We start from the raw sequence: 24,838 nt of genomic DNA, 5'->3' as shown, positions 1-24,838 counted from the left end.
GGCTTTGGCACCGGCACCTGCATGTGCCCGACGACCGAGCGGGACCTGGCCGACGGCATCGGGCCCGCCGTCGCCCTGCAGAGGGCCGGCTCGCCCGCGCCACGGGACCAAGGCGACCGGCGGCGGGCGGGGACATCACGTACGCGGGCGGGTGAGCTCCGGGGCGTCAGAAGCCCTGCGCGGTACGGCAGTTCGGGGGATCGCCTCTGACCGCTTCCCTTCACGTTGTGTGCCGGGAGTTCACGGACAGCGTCCGATTTGTTCGCCAATAGGTGGGCTGCGCAGGCCACTTCTGCGCTGTTTGTGACGCAGCGGTCGGTCGCTCATGGGTGGGCGGGCCTGCCGGGATGACGCTTGTGGTGATTAGGCTGGGAGAGTGCGCGTCGCCACAGCCACGGACCGGGCGGCGACGGCTCAGGGGGAAAGCCGGTGGAATCGGACGACCTCGGAACGACACAGGACGACAGGCAAGGGTCGCCCCAGCACGCCATGAGGGTGCTCCAGCACACCAGGAGGAATTGTGAGCAGCGATCGGGACGGGATCCGCGGGGGCTGGGCCACACCCGGCGATGACCAGCCCGACGCGGAGTCCGCCGTCGAGACGACGGGCGAGTTCACCATCGACTACGCGCCGCCCGCCTGGTATACGCAGAACGCGTCCGAGGGCGCGAGCGGTGACGGTGACGGCGGCGGTGACGCCGCGTCCGGGGGCCCGTCGCCCGGCGGTACGGCGGCTGCGGCGGGCGGCGCGTCCGGCGCCGGCGCGGGGCGGCCCGGGGACGCGCCTGGGACCCCGCCCGCGGCGGGGTCTCCCTCCGACTTCTCGCTCTCCTCGCTGCCGGGACTGACTCCGCCGGCTCACTCGATGCCGAGGCCGCCCGCGTCCGACGGTCCGGGCCCGGCTCCGGCGCCCGCTCCTGCGCCGTTCACTCCGCCTCCGCCCGCGCCGACGCCGGCGCCCGGGGCTCCCTTCACTCCTCCGGTCACCCCTCCCGTCACCCCTCCGGCGGCGGCACCGGCGCCTGGCGCGCCGTTCACCCCTCCCGCGCCGCCGAGCGGTGGGCCGGGTGCGGTGCCCGGGCTTCCGGTGGGGAGCGGGTTCGAGCCGCAGCCGTCCGGGGAGGCCGCGACGTCCGCGGGGGCGGCGGGTGCCGCGGGTGCCGCGGGTGCCGCTCCTGCGGATTCCGTGGAGGAGTCCGGGAACGGTGATCTGGAGAGCGGCGCCACCATGCGCTTCTCCTCCGTCGCGCTGAAGCGGGAGATCGCGGAGCGTGCCGCCGCCGAGGCGCAGGCCGAGCCGGGGCGGCCGGGCGGGGACGACGTGGCGAACACCGTCCCCGAGGAGCCCGCGGCCGACGAGTCCGAGGACACGGACGTGGCAGCGGCTGCGGACGCGTCCGTGGCTGCGGCTGCGGAGACCGGCGCCGAGGCCGACGCCGTCCGGGCCGACGAAGCCGAGGACGGGAAGAGCGGTGACGGCGGCGACGGCGACGTGCCCGGCTCGGCCGACGTGTCCGAACTCCCGGAATCCGCCGAGGCGTCGGCGGAAGGGGAGGGCGACTCCCCCGAGGAGGACGTCGCGGAGCCCCCGGCGGTCGCGGCCGAGGTGGGCGGTTCGCAGGAGGACGCCGCCTCGCAGGAGGACGCCGCGGCTCCCGCGGAGGCCGAGAGGACCGAGGCGGAGGACGGCACCGTGGCCGACCCCGCCGACGTGGTGGGCGAGGACGCGGTGGCCGAACGCCCCGAGCCCTCCGACGCCGTACCCGCGGACGCGGTTGCGGTTTCGGAGCAGGCCGCTCCCGAGGACGGCGAACCCCAGGACGCGGCCCCTCAGACCGGCCGGCCCCAGGACGCGGCCCCGGTGCCCGCCGCACCCCAGGACGCCGTCCCGGGCGCGGCCGGCGCCCCGCAGGACGCGGCGCCCGCCTGGACTCCCCCGCCGGCACCGCAGGGCGGGCTCCCGCCGTTGCCGCCGTCGTACCAGCCCGCCGCGCCCGCTCCGGCAGCCCACTGGCCCGCACAGCCCCCGCAGCAGCCGCAGCAGCCGGCTCCCCCGGCGCCCGCGGCGCAGCAGCCCCCGGCCGCCGCGCAGGGTCAGCCGCCCGTGCCGCCGCAGCAACAGCCCCCGCAGCAGCCGCACTTCCAGCCGCAGGCCCCGCCGCCGGCGCCCGCGGAGTGGAACCAGCCGCCCGCTCCCGCGCCCCAGCCGCAGGGCGGCTACGGCTTCCCGCAGCCCGGTGACGCCCCGGCCCCCGCGCCGCACGCACCCGGCGGTTACGGCTTCCCGAACCCGGGCGCCCCCGCACCCGCGGCTCCGCCGGCCCCCAACTCCCCCGCGCAGCCCGGCGGTTACGGCTTCCCGCAGCCCCCGGCACCGCAGGCACAGCCGCAGCAGCCCCCGGCGCCGCAGCAGCCCGGCGTCCCCTCGCAGCCGCAGCCGCAGCCCCACCCCCAGGCACCGGCCCCGCAGCCGCCCGCCCCCGGCGGTTACGGCTTCCCGCAGCCCCCGGCCCATCCCGGCGCCGCCCCGCAGGGGCACCCCCAGCCCAACCAGCAGGCGCCCCAGGCACAACAGCCGCCTCAGGCGCCGCAGGCCCCGCAGCCCCCCGTCGACCCGCGGGCCGGTGCCGCCTGGCCGCAGCCCGTGCAGCACGACCAGCGGCAGGTGACCAACCCCGGTGCCGCGCCGCTGGGTTACACCGCCGCCGTGGAGCTGTCCTCGGACCGGCTGATCAACAAGAAGCAGAAGGCGAAGAGCGGGCGGCCCGCGGCCGCGCCGAGCCGCTTCAAGCTCGGCGGGAAGAAGGAGGAGGCCGAGCGGAACCGCAAGCTCGACCTGATCCGGACGCCCGTGCTGTCCTGCTACCGGATCGCGGTCATCAGCCTCAAGGGCGGCGTGGGCAAGACCACGACCACCACCGCCCTCGGCTCCACGCTCGCCACCGAGCGCCAGGACAAGATCCTGGCGATCGACGCCAACCCCGACGCCGGCACGCTCGGCCGCCGGGTGCGCCGCGAGACGGGGGCCACCATCCGTGACCTCGTCCAGGCGATCCCGTACCTCAACTCCTACATGGACATCCGGCGGTTCACCTCGCAGGCGCCGTCCGGGCTGGAGATCATCGCCAACGACGTCGACCCGGCCGTCTCCACGACGTTCAACGACGAGGACTACCGGCGCGCGATCGACGTGCTCGGCAAGCAGTACCCGGTCATCCTCACCGACTCCGGCACCGGTCTGCTCTACAGCGCCATGCGCGGGGTGCTCGACCTCGCCGACCAGCTGATCATCATCTCGACGCCGTCGGTGGACGGTGCGAGCAGCGCCAGTACGACGCTGGACTGGCTGTCCGCGCACGGGTACGCGGACCTGGTGTCGAGGTCCCTCACCGTCATCTCCGGTGTCCGCGAGACCGGCAAGATGATCAAGGTGGAGGACATCGTCAGCCACTTCGAGACACGCTGCCGCGGTGTCGTGGTCGTGCCGTTCGACGAGCACCTCGCGGCCGGCGCCGAGGTCGACCTCGACATGATGCGGCCCAAGGTGCGGGAGGCGTACTTCAACCTCGCGGCGATGGTCGCCGAGGACTTCGTACGGCACCAGCAGATGCACGGCCTGTGGACGAACGACGGCAACCCGCCGCCGGTGGCCGCCCCGCCGATGCCGGGCCAGCCGTACGCCCCCGGGCAGCAGGTGCCGGGGCAGCCCGGCCCGTACCCGCAGGCCCCCCAGCCCGGCCCGCCGCCGTACCCGCAGCCCGGACAGCAGCCCTACCCGCAGCCCGGACAGCCCTACGCCCAGCCGGGACAGCCGCCGGCCCCGCAGCCGCCCGCCCAGCCCGGTCAGCCGTACCCGCCGCAGCCGGGCGCACCCGAACAGCCCGGCTACGGCTACCCGCAGGCCCCTCCCCCGCCGCAGCAGCAGTAGCGGTTGCGGTGGCCCGTGACGACGAGGGGCGGCCGGTACCCGTGGGTACCGGCCGCCCCTCGTCGTCGTGGCGGGAACTACTCGGCGGCCGCCACCAGTTCGCGGCACCGCTTGACGTCCTCGCCCATCTGCTCGAGCAGGCCCTCCAGCGAATCGAACTTGGCCTGGCCGCGCACGAAGGAGAGGAAGTCGACGGCCACGTGCAGGCCGTAGAGGTCGAGGCCGACGCGGTCGATGGCGTACGCCTCCACCGTGCGCTCGGTGCCGTCGAACTGCGGGTTGGTGCCCACCGAGATCGCGGCCGGCATCGACTCGCCCTGGGCGTGCAGCCAGCCGGCGTAGACGCCGTCGGCGGGGATGGCGGTGTGGGGCAGCGTCTCGACGTTGGCCGTCGGGAAGCCCAGTTCACGGCCGCGCTGGGCACCGCGCACCACGACGCCCTCCACACGGTGCGGACGGCCCAGGATCTCCGCCGCGCCCTCGACGTCGCCCTCGGCGACCAGGCGCCGGGTCAGGGTGGAGGAGAAGGGCTCGCCGCCGCCCGCCTCGCCGCTCACGTACAGGTCGACGACCTCGACCTCGAAGTCGTAGACCTTGCCCTGCTCGACGAGGAACTCGACGTTGCCCGCGGCCTTGTGGCCGAAGCGGAAGTTGGGGCCCTCGACGACCGCCTTGGCGTGCAGCTTGTCGACCAGGACCTTGACCACGAAGTCGGCCGGCGACAGCTTCGAGAACTCGGTGGTGAAGGGGAGGATGAGGACCGCGTCCACCCCCAGCCCGGCCATCAGCTCGGCGCGGCGGTGGTGCGGGGCGAGCAGCGGAGGGTGGCTGCCCGGGCGGACGACCTCGCTGGGGTGCGGGTCGAAGGTGACGACCACGGAGGGGACGCCCAGCTCACGCGCGCGGTCCACGGCATGCCGGATGATCAGCTGGTGACCGCGGTGGACACCGTCGTAGGAACCGATGGTGACGACGCTGCGTCCCCAGTCCTCGGGGATGTCCTCCAAGCCACGCCAGCGCTGCACTGTGACCGCTCCTCGAACCCGTAACCGTATCTTTCGACCTCTTACGCAGGTCTAAGGGTGCCATGCCGGGCGCGGACGGCCCTCATCGGCATGGTGGCTGTGACCCGACGCACGCGGCGGCACGGCTCAGGCGGGCACGCGCACGCCCGAGAGGTTCTCGATCGTCCGGCGGGCGCTGGGACCGACCACCGCCGCCCAGGCCTGCGGGGCGTCGGCCAGCCAGCCGGCCATGCGGGCGGCGAAGCCGGGGACGTGCCGGCCGAGGTCGACCAGCCCGCGGTCGAAGCGCGTCGCGCCGTCCGGGGTGCGGACCAGGAGCAGGCCGGTGCGGTGCACGAGGTCGCGCGCGTCGTCCCCCGAAAGCCGTCCCGTGGCGTGCAGCAGGGCGTCCAGGACGGCCGGAGCCTGCTCGTGGGCGAGGAGGAAGTCGAGGAGTTCGCGGCGCAGCGGGCGGGAGGCCGGCGCGCCGGGCGCGGCAAGGACGGCGGCCAGCGCGGCCCGCACCTGCTCCGGTCCGCCGTCGAGGAGACCCGTGACCAGGGGCAGCAGGACGGCCCGGGCGGGCGGCCCCTGGTCGAGCCGCCGGTCGACGTAGGCGGCCACGTCCGCGGCGGCGTCCGGGTGCTCCCGCACCGCCTCGCGCACCAGGACGGCGACCCGGCGTGCGAGCGAGGGCGTGGTGACGTCGGCGAGCGTGCGCAGCGCCCGCCCGGCGTCCGGCCCGCGCAGCCGCTGCCGGAACGCGTCGAGGACCGGCTCCGGGTGGGTGGCCAGCGCGGGGACCAGCGCGCTCGGCGGGAAGCGCGGGTCGGCGGCGGCGAAGTGCCGCAGCGCCCGCGGAAGATGGCGGGCACGCGTGTGTGGATCGCGTACCAGGAGCGCGAGCGCGCCGCCGTGCAGGGTGCAGTCGGCGGGGCGCGCGAGCAGGGCGAGGGCGGCGTAGCGCAGCAGTTCGCGGTCGGCCTCGGACCGGACGTGCGGCGCCGCGCTCAGGCCGTGGGCCAGCGCCGCCACCCGCCGCGCGGGCCGCTCGTCGTGCGCCCACCGGTCGACGGCCCGGCACACGGCCGAGGGCTCGTCCTCCGCGAGCACGGCGAACAGTTCGTCGGCCCGCCGGTGCGCGCTCTCGACGAGGACCTCGGTCAGCTCGTCCAGGGCGAGATGCCGGTGGGTGTGCAGCAGCGCCTGCGCCGCCTCGGCGACGGTCGCGTGCGGGGTCGCGGGGAGCGGCCGGTCGTCGTCGAACCAGTGCGTGAGGAGTGGCTGTACGGCGGTGGGGTCCGCGACCAGGAGGCCGGAGGCAGCGTCCAGGAAGCGGGGACCGGTCTGCTGCGGGGAACCGGCCCGCGGCGGGGGGCCGTCGGCGGGCAGGAGACGGCGGAGCAGGTCGAGGCGGCCGGCCCGCGGGAGGGCCAGGGCGGTCCAGAAGGCGGGGGCGAAGGCGGCCGGGGCTTCGGGCCCGGAGCACGGATCGCCCTTCGTCTCCGGGGAGTTCGGGCCGTCCTGCCGGGACGCTGCCGCGGGCCGGTCGCCGTCCTGCCGGGACGCTGCCGCGGGCCGGTCGCCGTCCTGCCGGGACCCTGCCGCGGACCGGTCGCCGTCCTGCCCGCGTGTCGCCACCAGCCGCTCCACGAGCAGGCTCAGGACCTCCTCGTACGGGGTGGCGTCCGGTACGCGCAGCAGGGTCTCGGTGAGGAGGCGGGCGGCCCACCAGGACGGCGGGTCCGTGTCCAGGGCGTGCACCAACTCCCGCAGGCGGTCGGCGAGTCGGTGCGGCCCGTGCTGCCGGGCGAGCAGCAGCAGGGCCTGTACGACGGGGCCGATGCGGTGGTGCGGGACGGACAGGACGCGGTCGCCGTCCGGGGCGCGGCGGTGGACCAGGGCGTCGAGGGCCTCGCCGAGGTCGAGATGCATGCCCTGGATCCAGTCGGCGAGCTCCTCGTGGGCGAAGCGGTAGCCGCCGCCGGCGGGGACCAGGAGCCCCTCGGTGAGGACGGCGGACGCCCAGCCGGTGCCGCCGCCCAGCCGCGCGGGCGCCGGTCCCCAGGGGAACACCGCCTCGAACGTCTCCCGGTCCAGCTCGCCCTGCCCGGGGCCGAGGCTGCGGCGGGCGGCCTCGTGGACCTGCCCGGCGACCTTCGCGGCGAGGCGCCGTACCGCGGTGCCGCGCAGGCCGTTCTCCGCGGCCAGCCGGACGGCGACGCGCAGGCACATCAGGTCGAGGTGGGCGGAGAGGACGTCGTCGCGGTACACGCGCGCGGGGGAGGCGTCGGGGAGGGCGGCGCGTACCTCCGAGAGCAGCCGCAGGGTGAGGGGGTGGCGGGCGTCCGCGTCCGCCAGGGCGTCCTCGGGGATGCCGTACCGCGCGCGGGCCGTGCGCGCCTCGTCCGCGCGCAGGTCGCCGAGGGGCACGCACGCCGGCAGTCCGCCGCCGGCGGCCGCGCCGTACAGCGACTCGTGCGGGAACTCGGCTCCGGCCCGCTCCCAGTACTCCGCCCGGCAGGCCACCACGAGCCGCGCCCCCGTCTCCCCCAGCCAGCTCGCCGTCCCCCGCGTCCACTCGGGCAGCCGGTGGGCCAGCACGGGCGGCATCTCCTCGGGGCCGTCCAGCAGGAGCAGCAGGGGACGGCCCGCGGCGCGTGCCACGCCGGCCAGGCGCTCCGGCGTGAGGTCGCCGAGCTCACCGGCCGGTCCGGACGCCGCGAGGATGCGGGCGGCGCGGGTCAGCGCCCGGCGGGCCGCGTCCGCGACCGAGGTGTCCGCGTCCTTCAGGTCGGCGCCGCGCAGCCACAGGGTGGGGGCCGGTGCGGCACCGCGGGCGCGTCGGGCGGCGAGCGCCGCCAGTTCCGTCGTACGGCCGCTGCCCGGTGCCCCGACGAGACCGAGGACGGCCTCCGGGCCGCGTTCGAACGCGGCGAACTCCCTTGCCGTCACTGCCCGTTCGACCGGCTCGACGGTGTCCGCCCGTCCGACGTGGGTCGCCAGTGCTCCCGGAGGTCCGTCCTGGCCGACCGACGTGGCCGTCAGTTCCAGCACGCCCGCCAGGTTGAGGTCGGCTCCGTAGGCCGGCACCGTCGCCGCGTTCCGGGCGAGCAGGTCGGCGAGCGGGCCGGCGGGGGCGGGCAGCAGCGGGACGGCGAATCCGACGTTGCGGTGGCCGGAGTGCAGGGCGGTGCCGAGGACGCCGACCACGGCGCCGGTCCCGGCGTCGAGCACGGGTCCTCCGGCCGCGCCGCCGCCCAGCCTGAGCGCGTCGCGGCCGTCCGTGCCGATCGCCAGCTCCATCGCCTCGTCGAGGAGATGGAAGCGGTCCGTCGCCGCGTACGTCACCGAGGTCGCGTGGAGCACGCGCGCCTCGCGCCAGTGTCCGGCGGCGATCCGCACGTACGTGCCCGACTCGACCCGGTCCCGGACCGTGACCGGCAGCGGGTCCACGTCCAGGCCCTCGGTGCGCACGAGCGCCAGGTCCAGGGCCGGCAGCGGGGTCACCGCGTCCGCGGTCACGAGGCAGGTGCGGTCGCCGGCCGCGTGCAGGACCAGCCGGGCGAGGCCGTCGACGGCCTCGTGGCTGGTGATCACGGTGCCGTGGTGGTCGGCCATGAAGCCGGTGCCGCGGGGGCGGCCGGCCAGGTCGCGGATGCGGACCAGGGCCGCGTCCGGCACCAGGGGGTCCGCCGCACCCACGCGTCCGGCCGGCGCGTCGTCCGTCTGCCGGCGTCCGCCCCCGGTCGTCCGCGGGCCCCGTCCCGCCATGGCCGAACCTCCCCGCCGTACACCTGTGCCCACCCTTCGACGGTAGGCGCGTGGTGATCAGCGGGACAGATCGCGGGACGAACGCGCCCCCTTCCGCTCCCTCGGTTCACTCCGAGCGCCTGCCCGCACGGGTGAACAGGCGGGGGTCGGTGGATACACCCTAGGGGTGGGGGAACCGAGGGGGGACCGTGGAGCGGCGGCACAACCCCGTGATCGCCGCTCCACGGACAACACGGCCCCGGGGTCCCCCGCGACGCCTCAGCCGAAGACGGCCAGGCTCTTCGCCTTGCCCTTCTGCTCCTCCACGAGCGCGAGCAGGCGCCCGTCGGGGTCGAAGACGGCCACCGGGCCGCCGCCGGCGTACACCTCGGGCATCTCCAGCCGTACGCCGTTGCTGAGCAGCCGGGCCCTGCGGGCGTCCACGTCCCAGCGCGGGAACGCGGCGGCCGCCGCCTCGGCGACGGGCAGCACGGTCAGCTCCTGCTGGAGCTGCTCCAGCGTGCGGGCGGCGTCCAGCTTGTACGGGCCGACGCGGGTGCGGCGCAGCGCGGTGAGGTGGCCGCCGACGCCCAGGCCGGCGCCCAGGTCCCGGGCCAGGGCCCGGATGTAGGTGCCGGAGGAGCAGACGACGGAGACCACGAGGTCCAGCACCGGTGTGCCGTCCTCGGCGACGGCGTCCCGCATGTCGTACACCGCGAAGGAGGAGACGGTGACCGGCCGCGCCGGGATCTCGAAGTCCTCGCCCTCCCGGGCCCGCTTGTAGGAGCGCACGCCGTCGATCTTGATGGCGCTCACCTTCGACGGCACCTGCATGATGTCGCCGGTCAGCTCGGCGATCCCGGCGTCGACGGCCTCGCGGGTGACCTTCGAGGCGTCGTGCGACCCCGTGATCTCGCCCTCTGCGTCGTCCGTGACCGTCGTCTGCCCGAGCCGGATCGTGCCCAGGTACTCCTTCTCGGTCAGCGCGAGGTGACCGAGCAGCTTGGTGGCGCGCTCGACGCCGAGCACGAGCACGCCCGTCGCCATGGGGTCGAGGGTGCCGGCGTGGCCGACGCGGCGGGTGCGGGCGATGCCGCGCATCTTGGCGACCACGTCGTGCGAGGTGAAGCCCGGCGGCTTGTCGACGACGACAAGCCCGTCGGGCGTCCGGTTCTGCTGGGTCATTCGGCGGCGTCGTCCTCGTCCTCGCCCGGCTTCCTGTACGGGTCGGCCTCACCGGCGTAGCTGGCGCCGGCCGAGACCTCGCGCACCTTCGCGTCGGACTGCCGCGCCTTGTCGAGGAGGTCCTCGATGGTGCGGGCGTTGTCCGGCAGGGCGTCGGCCACGAACGTCAGCGTCGGCGTGAACTTCACGCCCGCCGCCGCGCCGACCGCGGAGCGCAGGACGCCCTTGGCGCTCTCCAGACCGGCGGCCGCGGCCGTCCGCTCCTCGTCGTCCCCGTACACCGTGTAGAAGACGGTCGCCTCCCTCAGGTCCCCGGTGACCCGGGTGTCCGTGATGGTGACGTGCGAGCCGAGCCGCGGGTCCTTGATCCCGCGCTGCAGCTTCTGGGCCACCACCTCTCGGATGAGGTCCGCCAGCCTCTTGGCGCGCGCGTTGTCGGCCACTGGTCCGTCTCCTTAAGTGCTTACTTCTTGCTTCAGTCTTCGTCGCTGTGGAGCCTGCGTCGAACCGAGAGCAGTTCCACCTCGGGCCGCCCGGCGACCAGCCGCTCGCAGCGGTCCAGTACGTCGGTGAGGTGCCCCCATTCCCCCGAGACCACCGCGAGCCCGATCTCGGCCCTGCGGTGGAGGTCCTGATGGCCCGTCTCCGCCGCGCTCACCGGGTACTTCCGCTGGAGCTCGGCCACGATCGGACGGACGAGAGCGCGTTTCTCCTTGAGCGAGTGGACGTCGCCGAGGAGCAGGTCGAAGGACAGAGTCCCCACATACATGTGTGTACCCGGATGTCCCGCCGGTTCGGGGTATGGGCGTCGCTGCGACGCCGATACCGGAACCGTACACGCAACGGCCGGGGCCGATCGACGGAAATTCGCTCCCGCCGACCGGCCCCGATCGCGTGCTGGATCAGACGCGCGGCTTCTCCCGCATCTCGTACGTCGCGATGACGTCGTCGACCTTGATGTCGTTGAAGTTGCCGAGGTTGATACCGCCCTCGAACCCTTCGCGGATCTCGGTGACGTCGTCCTTGAAGCGACGCAGACCCTCGATGTTGAGGTTCTCCGCGACCACCTTGCCGTCGCGGACGAGGCGCGCCTTGGTGTTGCGCTTGACCTCGCCGGAGCGGATGAGAACACCCGCGATGTTGCCCAGCTTGGACGACTTGAAGACCTCGCGGATCTCCGCCGTACCGAGCTCGACCTCCTCGAACTCCGGCTTCAGCATGCCCTTCAGGGCCGCCTCGATCTCCTCGATCGCCTGGTAGATGACCGAGTAGTACCGGACGTCCACGCCTTCGCGCTCGGCCATCTGCGCCGCGCGGCCGGCCGCGCGGACGTTGAAGCCGATCACGATGGCGTCGGAGCCCATCGCCAGGTCGATGTCCGACTCCGTGACCGCACCGACGCCGCGGTGCAGGACGCGGATGTCGACCTCTTCGCCGACGTCCAGCTGGAGCAGGGAGGATTCCAGGGCCTCGACCGATCCGGACGCGTCGCCCTTGATGATCAGGTTCAGCTGCTGGACCTCGCCGGCCTTGAGCACCTTGTCCAGGTCCTCGAGGGAGACGCGGCGCGTGCGCTTGGCGAACGCGGCGTTGCGCTCACGGGCGGCGCGCTTCTCGGCGATCTGACGGGCCGTACGGTCCTCGTCGACCACCAGGAAGTTGTCGCCCGCACCCGGGACGTTGGTCAGGCCCAGGACCTGGACCGGCGTCGACGGGCCGGCCTCGGCGACGTTGTTGCCGTTGTCGTCGAGCATGGCGCGCACCCGGCCGTAGGCGTCGCCCACGACCATCGTGTCGCCGACCCGCAGCGTGCCTCGCTGGACGAGCACCGTCGACACGGCACCGCGGCCGCGGTCGAGGCGGGACTCGATGGAGATGCCCTGCGCGTCCTGGCTCGGGTTGGCCCGCAGGTCGAGCGAGGCGTCCGCGGTGAGGACCACGGCCTCCAGCAGCGAGTCGATGTGCAGACCCTGCTTGGCGGAGATGTCGACGAACATGGTGTCGCCGCCGTACTCCTCGGCCACCAGGCCGTACTCGGTCAGCTGACCGCGCACCTTGGTCGGGTCGGCGCCCTCGACGTCGATCTTGTTGACCGCGACGACGATCGGGACCTCGGCCGCCTTGGCGTGGTTGAGCGCCTCGACCGTCTGCGGCATGACGCCGTCGTTGGCCGCGACGACCAGGATCGCGATGTCGGTCGACTTCGCACCACGGGCACGCATGGCGGTGAACGCCTCGTGACCCGGGGTGTCGATGAAGGTGATCTTGCGCTCTTCGTCGTTGACCTCGGTCGCGACCTGGTAGGCACCGATGTGCTGGGTGATGCCGCCGGCCTCGCCCGCGATGACGTTCGTCTTGCGGATGGCGTCGAGGAGCCGGGTCTTTCCGTGGTCGACGTGACCCATGACGGTGACGACCGGCGGACGGACCACGAGGTCCTCCTCGCCGCCCTCGTCCTCGCCGAACTCGATGTCGAAGGACTCGAGCAGCTCGCGGTCCTCCTCCTCGGGGCTGACGATCTGAACCGTGTAGTTCATCTCGTCGGCGAGGAGCTGCAGCGTCTCGTCGGAGACGGACTGCGTGGCCGTGACCATCTCGCCCAGGTTCATCATGACCGCGACGAGGGACGCCGGGTTGGCGTTGATCTTCTCCGCGAAGTCGGTGAGGGAGGCACCGCGCGACAGGCGAATGCTCTCGCCGTTGCCGCGAGGCAGCATCACGCCGCCGACCGACGGGGCCTGCATGGCCTCGTACTCCTGGCGCCTCTGCCGCTTCGACTTGCGGCCACGGCGCGCGGGACCGCCGGGACGGCCGAAGGCGCCCTGCGTGCCACCACGACCGCCCGGACCACCGGGACGACCGCCGAAGCCGGGACGGCCACCGCCGCCACCGGGACCACCGGGACGGCCGGCGAAGCCGCCACCGCCACCGGGACGACCGGCGAAGCCGCCGCCGCCACCGCCGCCGCCGGGACGGCCGGCGAAGCCGCCGCCACCCGGACGACCGCCGCCACCGGGACGACCGCCGCCGCCGGGACCGCGGCCACCGGGACCACCGCCGCCGGGACGCGGGCCGGCAGCGGGACGCTGCGGCATCATGCCGGGGTTGGGACGCGGGCCGCCGGGCCCGCCGCCGGGACGGGGACCGCCGCCCTGCGGGCGGGGCATGCCGCCCGGGGTCGGACGCGAGCCGCCCGGAGCCTGCGGACGGGGACCGCCCGCACCGCCCTGCTGACGCGGACCCTGGCCGGCGCCCTGCGGGCGCGGAGCGCCACCGGGGGCACCCGGGCCGCCGGGACGCGGGGCACCGCCCGGACGGGGCGCCTGCGGGCGCGCCATGCCGGTGGAGCCGCCGGAGGTGAAGGGGTTGTTGCCCGGACGGGGACCGGCCGGACGGGCGCCCGGACGCGCGCCGCCCTGACCGCCGGGACGGGCGCCGCCGGAACGCTCGCCGCCACGGCCCTGGCCGCCCTGGCCGGGACCGCCCGGACGGGCGCCGGGACGCGGGCCCTGGCCGCCCGGACGCGGAGCGCCGGGACGGGCGCCGGCAGCCGGGCCGGCGGGCGGCGCCGGGGGCGCCGTGAACTCGGGCGCGGACGGAGCCGGGGACGCCGGGGCGGGCCGCGGCGCGGGCTTCGGGCCCGGGGTGGGACGGGGGCCGGGAGTGGCCGGCGCGGCGGGAGCCGCGGGCTTCTCGGCGGCGGCCGGCTTGGGCGCCGGCGGGCGCGGGGCAGCCGGGCGGGCGGCCTGCGCGGGAGAGGGGGCTGCCGGCTTCGCCGGGGCAGCCTTGCGGGCGGGGGCGGGCTTGCCGCCTCCGTTGCCCTGCTGGAGGGCGTCCGTCAACTTGCGGACTACGGGCGCTTCGATCGTCGAAGACGCCGAACGGACGAATTCACCGAGTTCCTGGAGCTTGGCCATGACGACCTTGCTCTCAACCCCGAACTCCTTGGCGAGTTCGTATACCCGGACCTTAGCCACTTCGCTCCTTTTAGGTCCGGGTGCGTCCGGACCGTCGCTACTTCATGGGCGTACTCATCGCGTGCTCATCGAGTGCTCATCGCAATCTCGACCTACTTCCAACTCGCGGGGTACCAGGGCCGCACGGAGGTTCCGTACGACGTTTCTTACGGTGTCGGCTGCTCGACATAGAGGCGCAACGCCTTGGTGTCGAGCGCTCCCGGGACGCGCAGCGCCCGCGTGAACGCCCGGCGACGTACCGCCAGGTCGAGACAGACCACGGCGGGGTGCACATATGCTCCCCGGCCGGGCAGCGTACCGCGATGATCGGGGACACATTCGCCCTCGATCGCCACAGTGCGCAGCAGATCCTTCTTGGCCGCTCGCTGCCTGCACCCCACACAGGTGCGCTCAGGGCATGCGCGGGCGCGCGTCCGGCCAGACACTGCTAAGTCTACCTCCCCGGAGCGACCTCACCCCTTTGGGGCAAGAATCGAACACTTCCGCGCATGCAACTGTCGTGATCTCAGCCATGCACGGCCTGGATCTATTCCCCGTGCTGGTCCCCGTGCCGGTCGCCGTGCCGCTCCCCGCGCTGCTCCGCGGGCTGCTCGGTGTCCGGGCGGATGTCGATCCGCCAGCCGGTGAGCCGGGCCGCGAGCCGGGCGTTCTGCCCTTCCTTGCCGATCGCCAGCGACAGCTGGTAGTCCGGCACCGTCACGCGCGCGGAGCGGGCGGCGAGGTCGACGACCTCGACCTTGGAGACGCGGGCCGGGGAGAGCGCGTTCGCCACCATCTCGGCCGGGTCGTCCGACCAGTCGACGATGTCGATCTTCTCACCGTTCAGCTCGCCCATCACGTTGCGCACCCGGCCGCCCATGGGGCCGATGCAGGCGCCCTTGGCGTTCAGGCCCGAACGCGTGGAGCGGACCGCGATCTTGGTGCGGTGGCCGGCCTCACGGGCGATCGCGGCGATCTCCACGGAGCCGTCGGCGATCTCCGGCACCTCCAGGGCGAAGAGTTTCTTCACCAGATGGGGGTGGGTGCGCGAGAGGGTGACGGACGGGCCGCGGACGCCCTTCGCCACCCGTACGACGTACGAGCGCAGCCGCATGCCGTGCGTGTACGTCTCGCCCGGCACCTGCTCCTGCACCGGCAGGATCGCCTCGAGGCGGCCGATGTCCACGAGCACGTTCTTCGGGTCGCGGCCCTGCTGGACCACGCCGGTGACGATGTCGCCCTCACGGCCGGCGTACTCGCCGAGCGTCGCGTCGTCCTCGGCGTCGCGCAGCCGCTGCAGGATGACCTGCTTGGCGGTGGTGGCGGCGATACGGCCGAAGCCGGACGGGGTGTCGTCGAACTCGCGGGCCTCCTGGCCCTCTTCGAGGTCCTCGGGGTCCTCCTTCGCCCACACGGTCACATGTCCGGTCTCCCGGTTGAGCTCCACGCGCGCGTGCCGGCGGCTTCCCTCGGTGCGGTGATAGGCGATGAGGAGGGCCGACTCGATCGCCTCGACCAGCAGGTCGAAGGAGATCTCCTTCTCCCGTACCAAGCCCCGCAGGGCACTCATGTCGATGTCCACGGCTACGCCTCCTCTTCCTTCTTGTCGTCCTTGCGGTTGAACTCGACCTGCACGCGCGCCCTGTCGATCCCGGAGAAGGCGAGCCGTCGGCCGGTGGCCTTGCGGCCCTTGACCCCGGGCACCTCGAGATCGAGGCCCTCGTCGTCGACCTTCAGGATTCTCGCCACCAGTTCCCCGCCCTCGGCCAGCTGGAACTTCACCAGGCGGTCCACGGCACGCACGTAGTGCCGGTGCTCGGTGAGGGGGCGCTCCGCGCCCGGGGTCCCGACCTCGAGGGTGTACTCGCCCGCGCCCATCGCGTCGCTCTCGTCGAGCTTCGCCGAGAGCTCACGGCTCACATCGGCGATCTGGTCGAGGTCGGCACCCGTGTCCGAGTCGACGACGACGCGCAGCACCCGCTTGCGTCCGACGGAGTCCACTGCGATCTCTTCGAGATCCAGCCCCTGGGAGCTGACGAGCGGTTCCAGGAGCTCTCGCAGCCTTTCGCTCTGGGTGGTGCTCATCCGGGTGACTCCTCGGCCGCGTGTGCTGTTGTGGGAAGGTCGCGTGTCTGGTCAAAGCGTATCCGGTCGCGAGAGCTGCTGCGTCCCGCCTTCGCCTCCGGCCGTGGGGCCTGAGGCCGCCGGGCCCGGGCCGGTGATATGACGTGGACCACTTCGCGGGTAACGTGATCAACGGCGGTACCCGCCCATGTGTTCGTACGCACCCCCGAGGACGTCAGCCGTGTCGTACCCCCCACCCCAGCGGGTCCCCTCGGGGCCTCGTCGAAGAGCCCTGTTCGCCTCCGCCGCCTCGGCCGCCCTGCTGGCGGGTTGCAGCGACGGGGGCGGAAAGCCCGGGAAGAGCGCCGGCGGCAGCCAGTCGGTCAGCCGCAGGGCACGGGCGCTGGCGGCGCGGGAGAGTGCGGGGATGGTCGGGCGGTACGACGCCGTGATCGCCACGCATCCGCAGGTGGCCGGGCGGCTGGCGCCGTTGCGGGCGGAGGTGGTGCGGCACATGGAGGCGTTCGGGGGGACGGCCGCGAAGGGCCACACGGGCACGGCGTCGCCTTCGGCGTCCGCGTCGGCGTCGGCGGCCGGGGAGGTCTCGTCCACGCCGGCCACCGAGAAGGACGCCCTGGCCGAGCTCGCCGCCGCCGAACGGGCCCTGTCCGACCGGCGCATGGCGGCACTCCTGGAGGTGCCGGGCGAACTGGCCCGGCTGCTGGCCTCGGTGGCGGCGGCCGGGGCGGCGCACGCGTACCTGTTGACGGAGGGGGCCGGATGAGCGGCGGGACGGACCCGAAGGAGCTCAGGGCCCTGCAGGCGGCGCTGGCCGCCGAGCATGCGGCCGTGTACGGCTACGGCGTCGTCGGCGGGCGGATCCGCGAGAGCCGGCGGGCCGAGGCGCGGTCGGCGTACGACGCGCACCGGGCCCGGCGGGACGCGCTGACCCGCAGGATCCGGGACCTGGGCGGCACCCCGGTGGCCGCGGCGCCCGCCTACGCGCTGCCGTTCCCGGTGCCGGACTCGGGCGCGGCCGTGCGGTTCGCCACCGAGCTGGAGGAGCGGGTGGCCGGGGCGTACTCCGACCTCGTCCGGGCGACCACGGGCGATCAGCGGCGTGCGGCCGCCGGGGCGCTGCGGGAGGCGGCGGTGCGGGCGGTGCGCTGGAGCGGCGAGAGCGTAGCCTTCCCTGGGCTCGCCGAGCGGGCGGCCACGGCCTCGCCCGCGCCGCGGCCCACGGCGTGACGCGTACGGGAAGGGAACGACTCGCGTATGGCTTTCGAACCGCCGCAGCGTCTGGTCAGGACGCTCGGCGAGACGGCACCCGACGGCGACGACTGGCTGGAGAACCTGCCCGAAGGGGCGCAGCAGGCCGTCGCGCTACGCGAGTTGACCGTGGAGCGGGTGCAGGTGCCCGGAGGGCGCAGCAGCCTGGTCGTGCTGGTGCGCAGGCCGGACGGCACCCCCGCGGTGCTCAAGCTGGCGCCGCCCCGGGCCCGGCCGGAGAGCGAGCGGGGCGCGCTCGCGTACTGGGGCGGCACCGGCGCGGTGCAGCTGCTCGACGAGCCCCCCGCGGAGGGTGTGCTGCTGCTGGAGCGGCTGAACCCGGATGTGTCCGTACGGTCGCTGCCCGAGGCGAAGGCGTTGCTGGAGGCGGCGGGGACGCTGCGGCGGCTGTGGGTGGAGCCGCCCGCCGGTCACTCCTTCGAGACCGTCGCCGAACGGACGGGACGGCAGGCCGAGGCGATGCGGGCGACCGCGTCCGGCTTCGGCGATGTGGCGGCGCTGGTGGACGCGGCGGTGGCCGCCCGCGAGTCGCTGCTGGCGGCGCCGCCCGAGCACCGGCTGCTGCACGGGACGTTCCGGCAGAGCAAGGTGCTGGCCGGCGAGCGCATGCCGTGGCTGGCGGTCGGGCCCGATCCGGTCGTCGGTGAGTGCGCCTTCGACCTGGCCCGGCTGGTGCGGGACCGGGTGGAGGATCTGATCGCCTCGCCGTCGGGGGCGTCGACCACGCGGCGACGGGTCAAGCGGCTCGCGGAGTCGCTGGAGGTGGATCAGGAGCGGTTGCGGGGGTGGACGCTGTTCCGGGCCGTGGAGTCCGGCGTGCGGGCGCTCCGGGTGGGGCGGCCGAAGGACGCGGAGCTGCTGCTGGAGTTCGCCGGGTGGCTGTAACGGGGCGCCTCAGGCCCCGGCCGTCAGCTTGAGGGCCAGGACGGGGCAGTCCGCCGCGGCTCTGCGCGCCCGTCCCACGATCCGCGCCGAAAGCAGGGCCCCGGTCACGATCGGGTAGCCCCACTCGTCCGCCGTGATGTGTTCCGGCAGCAGCTCGGCGCACGGGCCGTGGCCCGCGCAGGACGTCCGGTCGACGGTGATCCGCTGGTCCATGTCAGGTCTCCTGGGGTACGGGCAGCAGGGGTGTGCGGTCGGTGGCCGTGCACGATCCCCTTGCGTGGGCGTCGAGTTCGGCGGCGAACGTGGTGAGTGCGCTGCGGGCCAGGCGGGCCGTGCCGTCCGGGTGGTGGCAGGCGCCGCGCCCTTCGACGAGGCCGCACCAGCGGGCCACGTCGGCGCGCGTGCCGCCCTGCGGGCCGGGAGTGGCCAGGGCGCGGAAGGCGGCGGCCATCCGCGGCAGGCCGTTGAGGCAGGGCCCGCACTGGCCGGCCGACTGCAGCGCCAGGTGGCGCAGCACGCGGGCGGTCTCGGCCGGGCCGCAGCGGTCGGCCGGGAGGGCGGCCAGCACGCCGGCGCCCATCGTCGTGGCGTCCAGCGGCAGGCGGGCCGCGTCGGCGGCCGGGATCCAGGTGCCGTGGTAGCCGCCGAGCAGGACGGCGGACATGCCCTCCAGCGGGACGAGGCGGTGCAGCGGCAACCCGAACGGCGCCTCCACGACCCGGGGCCGGTGTCCCGGCACATGGACCGTGCACAGCGCGCTGCCCGGCTGGGCGGGGGTCCCGGCGCCGCGGAACCAGTCGGCGCCGTAGCGGGCCACCAGCGCGAGGTGGGCCAGTGTCTCGACGTTCTGGACCAGGGTCGGGGCGCGGCGCACGCCGCGTTCCCGGACCGGCGGGTCCTGGTGGGCGGGCAGCGCCGGGCCGCCGCCCACGAAGCGGGCGAGCGCGGAGGACTGGCCGGACAGGAAGCGGGCGGGGACGCGGACGACCCGGACGGGGACGGGGTCGCGGCGGTGCGCGGCGGCCGACTCCAGGCGGGACGCGCCGTCCTCGACCGCGAGGTACGCCTGCGCCGCGCCGACGACCCGGGCCGCCGCCTGGAGTCCGTCCAGCACGAGATGCGGCGACAGGCTCAGCAGTGTCCTGTCCTTGCGGCTCGCGGGCTCGCCCTCGGCGCCGTTGGCCACGACGACCGGCGCGCGCCCGGTACGACGGCCGGCCAGAGCGACCGCGGCCAGCTTGCGGTGCACGGGGAAGGCCGCTCCCCCGCGCCCGGTGAGCCCGGACGCGGCGACGGAGCGCAGCAGTGCGTCCGGATCGCCGTACGGCAGCGGCCCGTGGCGCTGCTCGTGCGCGGTGAGGTCGGCCGGGGCGCCGTCCGGGGCGAGGAGCCGCGGCGGCAGGTGCAGGTCGGGATGGGCCGTGGTCATGAGCGGGCTCCTTCGGCCGTGCGCAGCAGCTCGGCGGGGGTGCGGCGGGCGGCGCGGGCGGAGTGCGCCAGGCGGATGCCGACGGCGGTGGCGACGGCCGCCAGGCAGCAGACGGTCAGCCAGGTCATCCAGCCGGTGCCGGTGTCCGTGCCGATGCCGATCCCGTGGACCAGGGCGACGGGCCAGGACACGTACGCGAGCCGGTGGACGGCCCGCCAGGCGCGGGGGCCGAGCCGGGCCCGGAGCAGGCTGGTGACCAGGACCGCGAGCATCAGGTCCAGGGCGACGGTGCCGAGCCCCAGCCACAGGGGCCGGTAGTCGGAGACGAAGGGGACGAGCACGTCGGCGGGGCCGATGTCGACGTAGCCGTCGACCACCGCGAGGGCGACGTGCAGGGCCAGGAAGGCCGTCGCCGAGAGGGACAGGCTGCGGTGGAGCGCGACGGTGCCGAAGCGCGGGAGCCCCGGCAGGCGGGTGCGCAGCCGGACCGCGATGCCCAGCAGGACGACGGCCGTGAACAGGACGAGGCAGACGGCACCGGTGGCGCGGCCGGCGTACCAGAGGGTCTCGGAGGTCATGCGGCGGCCTCCGGCGCGGCCGCGGGCCAGCCGGGGGTGGTGGCGACGGTTCCATCCCGCGCCACCAGCCGGGCCGGCAACCCCTGCCGTGTCAGCCATCGTTCGGCGCCCGCTCCCTTCACCAGGGCCGCGGTGCTCGCCGTGTTCGCGGCCGCGCAGGTGGCCGCCGCGACCGAGACGGTGCGCCACGGCCCGCGGACGGGCAGGCCGGTGCGCGGGTCGACGACGTGGTGCAGTGCGTGGCCGCCGCGGCGCCAGGTGCGGGCGGCGGTGCCGGAGGTGGCGAGGCCGCCGCTGCGCAGGCCGACGGTGGCGTGCGGGCCCTGCGCGGGTGTCTCGCCGACCGGGCCGGTGATGTCCTGGACGCGGATCTGCCAGCCGTCCGCCGGGGGTTCGCCCGCGACGGCCGTGTCACCGCCCAGGCTCACCAGGACGCCGCAGCCCGCCGCCCGGGCCAGCAGCGCGGCGGCCCGGTCGGCGGCCCACGCCTTGGCCGTGGCGCCGAGGTCCAGGCGGACCCCGGTGGGCACGCGGACCGTGCCGGCCGCCCGGTCGAGCCGTACGGTGCGCCACCCCGGGGCCCGCCGCACGGTGAGCCGTACCGGGCGGTCGTCCTCCTGGATCAGCGTGAAGTCGCGGTCGTAGCCGATCGCGTCCATCGCCGAGCCGACCGTCGGGTCGACGGCGCCGCCGGTGGCCTCGGCCGCGTGCAGGGCGACCGTGAGGGCGTCCGCGAGCAGGGGGCTGATCCGGACCGGGCGGCCCGCCGTGCCGTCGAGGCCGGACAGCTCCGAGTCGGCGCGGAAACGGCTGCACGCCGCGTCCACCTCGGCGAGGTGCCGGGCGAGCAGCAGGCTGCAGGAGGCGAGCATGGCCGGATCGGTGACGACCAGCCGGACGCCGGTGCCGAGGGCGCGCCGGTCGACGGCGGCCGTGGTGCGGGTCTTCCCGGGCGCGCTCATCACGACGCCCCCGAGGTGGCGTCGGCGGAGCCGCTGCCGTTGGACGCCGTGAGACCGCCGGACGACGAGGAGCCGTCCGAGGTCGAGCCGCCCGACGAGGAGGACGCGTCCGTGCCGCCGGAGTCGCTCGAACCTGCCGAAGTCGAACCGGTGGAGCTCGAACCCGTCGAACTCGAACCCGTGCTGCCCGCCGCCGTGCCCGCGTCCGCCCGCATGGTGCCGACGAGCGCGAAGCACCCCGCCGTGGCCGCCAGCGTGACGGCCGCCGCGACGGCCGCGGTGCGCCGGGCGCCTCTGCGGACGAAGGCCGCGGGACCCCGTTCTCCGCTGTTCATGACCGTTCCCCTCCCGTAGTGACGCTCTGTCACGTCCTACGGTCGGGGAACGGCCTGAGAGAAGTCTGTGAGTTCCCTTCAGCGGCCCGGAGAGCTTCCTGAGGAGTTCCTTAAGCGGTCAGGCGGGCGATCGCCTCGTCCACCGTCAGCTCCTCGCGCTCACCGGTCCTGCGGTCCTTCAGCTCCAGCACACCGTCGGCGGCGCGGCGGCCCGCGACCAGGATCTTCGGCACGCCGATCAGCTCGGAGTCGGTGAACTTCACGCCCGGGGAGACCCCGGCCCGGTCGTCGACCAGCACGCGCAGCCCGGCCGACCTCAGCTTCTCCGAGACCTCCAGGGCCAGCTCGGTCTGCAGGGCCTTGCCCGCGGCGACCACATGCACGTCGGCGGGGGCGACCTCGGCCGGCCAGCACAGGCCCTGCTCGTCGGCGGTCTGCTCGGCGAGGGCCGCGACCGCGCGGGAGACGCCGATGCCGTAGGAGCCCATGGTGACGCGGACCGGCTTGCCGTTCTGGCCGAGGACGTCGAGCTTGAGGGCGTCGGCGTACTTGCGGCCGAGCTGGAAGATGTGGCCGATCTCGATGGCGCGGTCCAGCTTGAGGCCGGTGCCGCACACCGGGCAGGGGTCGCCGTCCTGGACGACCACGACGTCGACGTACTCGCCGACCTCGAAGTCACGGCCCACCACGACGTTCTTCGCGTGCACGCCCGGCTTGTTGGCGCCGGTGGTCCAGGCGGTGCCCGGGGCCACGCGCGGGTCGGCGATGTACTTCACCTTCTCGCCCAGGCCCTGCGGCCCCACATAGCCGCGGACCAGGTCCGGACGGCCCGCGAAGTCGGCCTCGGTCACCATCTCCACGGGCGCCGGGGCGAAGTGCGCCTCGACCTTGTCCATGTCGACCTCGCGGTCGCCCGGGACACCGACGGCGACGATCTCGCCGTCGACCTTCACCAGGAGGTTCTTCAGCGTGGCGGAGGCCGGGACGCCGAGGAAGGCGGCGAGCGTCTCGATGGTCGGGGTGTCCGGGGTGTCGAGCTCCTCGACGGCCGGGACGCCGGAGCCGTCCACCGGCTTCAGCTCGTACGTGATCGCCTCGGTGTTGGCCGCGAAGTCGCAGTTCGGGCAGTCCGCGAAGGTGTCCTCGCCGGCCTCGGCCGGGGCCAGGAACTCCTCCGACTTGGAGCCGCCCATGGCACCCGCGGTCGCGGCGCAGATGCGGTAGTCGAGGCCGAGGCGCTCGAAGATCCGCTGGTAGGCCTGGCGGTGCAGGGCGTACGACCGGGCCAGGCCCTCGTCCTCGGTGTCGAAGGAGTAGGAGTCCTTCATCAGGAACTCACGGCCGCGCAGGATGCCGGCCCGCGGACGGGCCTCGTCGCGGTACTTGTGCTGGATCTGGTAGAGCACGACCGGCAGGTCCTTGTAGGAGGAGGCCTGGTCCTTCACCAGCAGGGTGAAGATCTCCTCGTGCGTCGGCCCGAGGAGGTAGTCGCCGCCCTTGCGGTCCTTGAGACGGAACAGCTCGGGGCCGTACTCCTGCCAGCGGCCGGTCGCCTCGTACGGCTCCCTCGGCAGCAGGGCGGGCAGCAGCACCTCCTGGGCGCCGATCGCGTCCATCTCCTCGCGGACGATGCGCTCGATGTTGCCGAGCACCTTCTTGCCGAGCGGCAGCCAGCTCCAGATCCCGGCGGCGGTACGGCGGACGTAGCCGGCGCGGACGAGCAGTTTGTGGCTGAGGACCTCGGCGTCCGCCGGGTCGTCACGCAGCGTCTTGGCCATCAACTGGGACATGCGCTGGACCGGTGCGTTCGCCATGGTTCTCGTACTCCTGCGGCTGGGGGTCCCCCGCCCGAGCGAAGCCGAGAACGGGGGAGGTGATGGCAGGAGGTTAGCCGGGCGGCCGGTTCCGGTGGAAATCGGTTAACGGTGCCGCAGCGGCAGCGGGGCGCCCATCACGGCGTACGGCTTCGGGGCGCTCGGGAAGAGGACCTGGCGGGCGAGGTCCTCGTAGCCGAGGGAGTGGTAGAGGCCCCGGGCCGGGCTGTCCACGTCGATCGCCGAGAGGATCGAGCGGGGTTCGGCGGCGCCGTCGGTGATGGTCGTGATCAGAGCGCGCCCGATGCCGCGGTTCTGGTGGCCCGGGTGGACGTGCAGCTCGGTGATCACGAACGAGTCGTCGAGCCAGCTCTCGTGGCCCTGCGCGCGCACGTACGGCTCCACGACGGTGGACCACCAGTGCGCGCGGTCGTTCGGCATGCCGTAGACGAAGCCGACCAGACGGCCCTCGATGGTGGCGCCGAGCGCGCGGGCGCCCGGATACGTCATGTGCCGCAGGACGATCTGCCGCCGTACCGCGACCTCGTCGGCGCCCAGTCCGAAGGCCAGGGCCTGCACGGCGAGCGCCTCGTCGACCCGGGCGGACAGATCGAGGGGGCCGATCACGACGTCGTCGGGCCGGCGGTGTCCGTGGCCGGGGAAGCGCAGCATGCCGGGGAGACTACAGGGCTTGTACGAGGGTCAGAACAGCACTGTGAGGTGCGGCTAGAACAGCACGCTCATGAACGCGCCGACCTCCTGGAAGCCCACCCGCTGGTACGCCCTGCGGGCCGGGGTGTTGAAGTCGTTGACGTAGAGGCTGGCGATCGGGGCCACGTCGGCGAGCGCGTAGCGCAGCACCGCCGCCATGCCGGGAGCGGCGACCCCCCGCCCCCGGTACTCCGGAGCCACCCACACGCCCTGGATCTGGCAGGCCTGGGCGGTGGCCGCGCCGATCTCCGCCTTGAAGACGACCTTGCCCTGCTCGTCGAGGCGGGCGAACGAGCGCCCGGAGCCGACGAGTTCGGCGACCCGCGCCTGGTACAGCAGCCCGCCGTCCCCGGCCAGCGGGGAGACGCCGACCTCCTCGGTGAACATCGCCACACACGCCGGCATGATCGTCTCCATCTCGTCCTTGCGGATGCGGCGGACGTACGGATCGGGCGCGACGGCGCCGGGCATGCGGTCGGTGACCATGAGGGGCTGGTGGGGACGGACCTCGCGGGCCGGGCCCCAGCTGGGTTCCAGCAGGCGCCACAGCTGGGCGGTGGGTTCGACGGGCCCGACGATCGACGAGCAGCGGCGGCCGGCCCGGCGCGCGCGGTCGGCGAAGGCACGCACGGCGCGCGGAGTGGCGCAGATCGGGACGAGGTTGGCACCCGCGTAGCACAGGGAGGTCAGCATGCCCTCCTCGTAGAAGCCCCACATCTCGCCGCCGAGACGCCACGGGTCGAGGCCCGCGACCTGGACCCGTGACGTCACGAAGGCGTTCGCGACCGGCTCACGGTCGAGGACGGCGAGCGCGGCGTCCAGGTCGCTCGGTTCGAGCACCCGGGAGGTGGTCTGGGTCAACACGCGGAGGGCCTCACGCTGCAGGTTCTGCTGATCTCCGCACTGTACCTGCGGAAGCTTTGCCGCGCCGCCCCCGTCTGTTG

The 24,838-nt window shown here is 74.6% G+C and carries 21 protein-coding genes; 4 read left to right on the top strand and 17 right to left on the bottom strand.

Annotated features, from left to right (window positions below; translation table 11 throughout):
* Positions 1-520: 520 nt before the first annotated feature.
* A complete protein-coding gene (locus ACIRPX_RS16525; protein WP_404194243.1) occupies positions 521-3,928 on the top strand; it encodes an SCO5717 family growth-regulating ATPase in 3,408 nt (1,135 codons plus the stop codon).
* A gap of 77 nt (positions 3,929-4,005) precedes the next feature.
* Here the strand turns inward: ACIRPX_RS16525 and ACIRPX_RS16520 are convergent, their stop codons facing one another.
* The 9 genes from ACIRPX_RS16520 to rimP all read right to left on the bottom strand — a co-directional run bounded on the left by ACIRPX_RS16520 (position 4,006) and on the right by rimP (position 15,911).
* Complete coding sequence (locus ACIRPX_RS16520; protein ID WP_404194240.1) at positions 4,006-4,953, bottom strand: bifunctional riboflavin kinase/FAD synthetase; 948 nt, start codon at positions 4,951-4,953, stop codon at positions 4,006-4,008.
* 126 nt (positions 4,954-5,079) lie between these two features.
* Positions 5,080-8,706 (bottom strand): trypsin-like peptidase domain-containing protein, encoded by a 3,627-nt coding sequence (locus ACIRPX_RS16515; RefSeq protein WP_404194237.1) that lies wholly within the window; start codon positions 8,704-8,706, stop codon positions 5,080-5,082.
* A gap of 258 nt (positions 8,707-8,964) precedes the next feature.
* A complete protein-coding gene (truB, locus tag ACIRPX_RS16510) occupies positions 8,965-9,870 on the bottom strand; it encodes a tRNA pseudouridine(55) synthase TruB (RefSeq protein WP_404194235.1) in 906 nt (301 codons plus the stop codon).
* Positions 9,867-10,313, bottom strand: coding sequence for a 30S ribosome-binding factor RbfA (gene rbfA / locus ACIRPX_RS16505; RefSeq protein WP_404194232.1), 447 nt, complete (start codon positions 10,311-10,313; stop codon positions 9,867-9,869). Before rbfA ends, truB begins: the two co-directional genes overlap by 4 nt.
* Before the next feature lie 32 nt (positions 10,314-10,345).
* Positions 10,346-10,639, bottom strand: coding sequence for a DUF503 domain-containing protein (locus tag ACIRPX_RS16500; protein ID WP_404194230.1), 294 nt, complete (start codon positions 10,637-10,639; stop codon positions 10,346-10,348).
* Between the two features lie 133 nt (positions 10,640-10,772).
* Positions 10,773-13,847: a translation initiation factor IF-2 gene (infB, locus tag ACIRPX_RS16495; RefSeq protein WP_404194228.1), complete on the bottom strand. Its 3,075-nt coding sequence runs from the start codon at positions 13,845-13,847 to the stop codon at positions 10,773-10,775.
* Positions 13,848-13,993: 146 nt separating this feature from the next.
* Positions 13,994-14,272 (bottom strand): YlxR family protein, encoded by a 279-nt coding sequence (locus ACIRPX_RS16490; protein ID WP_404194226.1) that lies wholly within the window; start codon positions 14,270-14,272, stop codon positions 13,994-13,996.
* 101 nt (positions 14,273-14,373) lie between these two features.
* On the bottom strand, positions 14,374-15,408 hold the full coding sequence (nusA, locus tag ACIRPX_RS16485; RefSeq protein ID WP_404194224.1) for a transcription termination factor NusA: 1,035 nt from the start codon (positions 15,406-15,408) through the stop codon (positions 14,374-14,376).
* A gap of 2 nt (positions 15,409-15,410) precedes the next feature.
* A complete protein-coding gene (gene rimP, locus ACIRPX_RS16480) occupies positions 15,411-15,911 on the bottom strand; it encodes a ribosome maturation factor RimP (protein ID WP_404194222.1) in 501 nt (166 codons plus the stop codon).
* Positions 15,912-16,131: 220 nt separating this feature from the next.
* Here rimP and ACIRPX_RS16475 point away from each other — a divergent pair, with 220 nt between their 5' ends.
* Genes ACIRPX_RS16475 through ACIRPX_RS16465 form a run of 3 tightly spaced genes read left to right on the top strand, consistent with a single transcriptional unit; the run spans position 16,132 to position 18,065 of the window.
* Positions 16,132-16,674 carry a hypothetical protein gene (locus ACIRPX_RS16475; RefSeq protein WP_404194219.1) on the top strand — a complete coding sequence of 181 codons (543 nt, stop codon included), beginning with the start codon at positions 16,132-16,134 and terminating at the stop codon, positions 16,672-16,674.
* On the top strand, positions 16,671-17,138 hold the full coding sequence (locus ACIRPX_RS16470; protein WP_404194216.1) for a ferritin-like domain-containing protein: 468 nt from the start codon (positions 16,671-16,673) through the stop codon (positions 17,136-17,138). The genes ACIRPX_RS16475 and ACIRPX_RS16470 overlap by 4 nt, the downstream gene beginning before the upstream one ends.
* 27 nt (positions 17,139-17,165) lie before the next feature.
* Positions 17,166-18,065, top strand: a complete 900-nt coding sequence (locus tag ACIRPX_RS16465; protein WP_404194213.1) for an aminoglycoside phosphotransferase family protein — start codon at positions 17,166-17,168, stop codon at positions 18,063-18,065.
* Positions 18,066-18,074: 9 nt separating this feature from the next.
* Here ACIRPX_RS16465 and ACIRPX_RS16460 read toward each other — a convergent pair whose 3' ends face one another.
* From ACIRPX_RS16460 to ACIRPX_RS16425, 8 genes are all read right to left on the bottom strand, one after another.
* The gene (locus ACIRPX_RS16460; protein ID WP_404194210.1) at positions 18,075-18,278 is read right to left on the bottom strand and encodes a ferredoxin; all 204 of its coding nucleotides are present in this window, start codon (positions 18,276-18,278) and stop codon (positions 18,075-18,077) included.
* A 1-nt stretch (position 18,279) separates the two neighbouring features.
* Positions 18,280-19,494, bottom strand: a complete 1,215-nt coding sequence (locus ACIRPX_RS16455; RefSeq protein WP_404194207.1) for an NADH-ubiquinone oxidoreductase-F iron-sulfur binding region domain-containing protein — start codon at positions 19,492-19,494, stop codon at positions 18,280-18,282.
* A complete protein-coding gene (locus ACIRPX_RS16450; protein ID WP_404194204.1) occupies positions 19,491-20,072 on the bottom strand; it encodes a ferric reductase-like transmembrane domain-containing protein in 582 nt (193 codons plus the stop codon). The genes ACIRPX_RS16455 and ACIRPX_RS16450 overlap by 4 nt, the downstream gene beginning before the upstream one ends.
* Entirely contained in the window at positions 20,069-21,034 is a 966-nt protein-coding gene (locus ACIRPX_RS16445; RefSeq protein ID WP_404194201.1) for an FAD:protein FMN transferase, read from the bottom strand. The genes ACIRPX_RS16450 and ACIRPX_RS16445 overlap by 4 nt, the downstream gene beginning before the upstream one ends.
* A complete protein-coding gene (locus ACIRPX_RS16440; RefSeq protein ID WP_404194197.1) occupies positions 21,034-21,369 on the bottom strand; it encodes a hypothetical protein in 336 nt (111 codons plus the stop codon). Before ACIRPX_RS16440 ends, ACIRPX_RS16445 begins: the two co-directional genes overlap by 1 nt.
* A 110-nt stretch (positions 21,370-21,479) precedes the next feature.
* On the bottom strand, positions 21,480-23,183 hold the full coding sequence (locus tag ACIRPX_RS16435; RefSeq protein WP_404194195.1) for a proline--tRNA ligase: 1,704 nt from the start codon (positions 23,181-23,183) through the stop codon (positions 21,480-21,482).
* A gap of 105 nt (positions 23,184-23,288) precedes the next feature.
* Complete coding sequence (locus tag ACIRPX_RS16430) at positions 23,289-23,855, bottom strand: GNAT family N-acetyltransferase (protein WP_404194193.1); 567 nt, start codon at positions 23,853-23,855, stop codon at positions 23,289-23,291.
* 54 nt (positions 23,856-23,909) lie between these two features.
* The gene (locus tag ACIRPX_RS16425) at positions 23,910-24,758 is read right to left on the bottom strand and encodes a GNAT family N-acetyltransferase (RefSeq protein ID WP_404194191.1); all 849 of its coding nucleotides are present in this window, start codon (positions 24,756-24,758) and stop codon (positions 23,910-23,912) included.
* Positions 24,759-24,838: the final 80 nt, after the last annotated feature.

The organism is Streptomyces sp. NPDC101225, from assembly GCF_044767585.1.
GTDB lineage: Bacteria > Actinomycetota > Actinomycetes > Streptomycetales > Streptomycetaceae > Streptomyces.
The sequence above is the reverse complement of the archived record's forward strand: the minus strand, read 5'-3'. Positions and strand labels throughout refer to the sequence as shown.

Coding starts and splice junctions, on each gene's coding strand:
- ACIRPX_RS16515 (WP_404194237.1), bottom strand. CDS start 8,706: ATGGCGGGACGGGGCCCGCGGACGACCGGGGGCGGACGCCGGCAGACG.
- truB (WP_404194235.1), bottom strand. CDS start 9,870: ATGACCCAGCAGAACCGGACGCCCGACGGGCTTGTCGTCGTCGACAAG.
- ACIRPX_RS16500 (WP_404194230.1), bottom strand. CDS start 10,639: ATGTATGTGGGGACTCTGTCCTTCGACCTGCTCCTCGGCGACGTCCAC.
- rimP (WP_404194222.1), bottom strand. CDS start 15,911: ATGAGCACCACCCAGAGCGAAAGGCTGCGAGAGCTCCTGGAACCGCTC.
- ACIRPX_RS16470 (WP_404194216.1), top strand. CDS start 16,671: ATGAGCGGCGGGACGGACCCGAAGGAGCTCAGGGCCCTGCAGGCGGCG.
- ACIRPX_RS16465 (WP_404194213.1), top strand. CDS start 17,166: ATGGCTTTCGAACCGCCGCAGCGTCTGGTCAGGACGCTCGGCGAGACG.
- ACIRPX_RS16460 (WP_404194210.1), bottom strand. CDS start 18,278: ATGGACCAGCGGATCACCGTCGACCGGACGTCCTGCGCGGGCCACGGC.
- ACIRPX_RS16455 (WP_404194207.1), bottom strand. CDS start 19,494: ATGACCACGGCCCATCCCGACCTGCACCTGCCGCCGCGGCTCCTCGCC.
- ACIRPX_RS16450 (WP_404194204.1), bottom strand. CDS start 20,072: ATGACCTCCGAGACCCTCTGGTACGCCGGCCGCGCCACCGGTGCCGTC.
- ACIRPX_RS16445 (WP_404194201.1), bottom strand. CDS start 21,034: ATGAGCGCGCCCGGGAAGACCCGCACCACGGCCGCCGTCGACCGGCGC.
- ACIRPX_RS16440 (WP_404194197.1), bottom strand. CDS start 21,369: ATGAACAGCGGAGAACGGGGTCCCGCGGCCTTCGTCCGCAGAGGCGCC.
- ACIRPX_RS16435 (WP_404194195.1), bottom strand. CDS start 23,183: ATGGCGAACGCACCGGTCCAGCGCATGTCCCAGTTGATGGCCAAGACG.
- ACIRPX_RS16430 (WP_404194193.1), bottom strand. CDS start 23,855: ATGCTGCGCTTCCCCGGCCACGGACACCGCCGGCCCGACGACGTCGTG.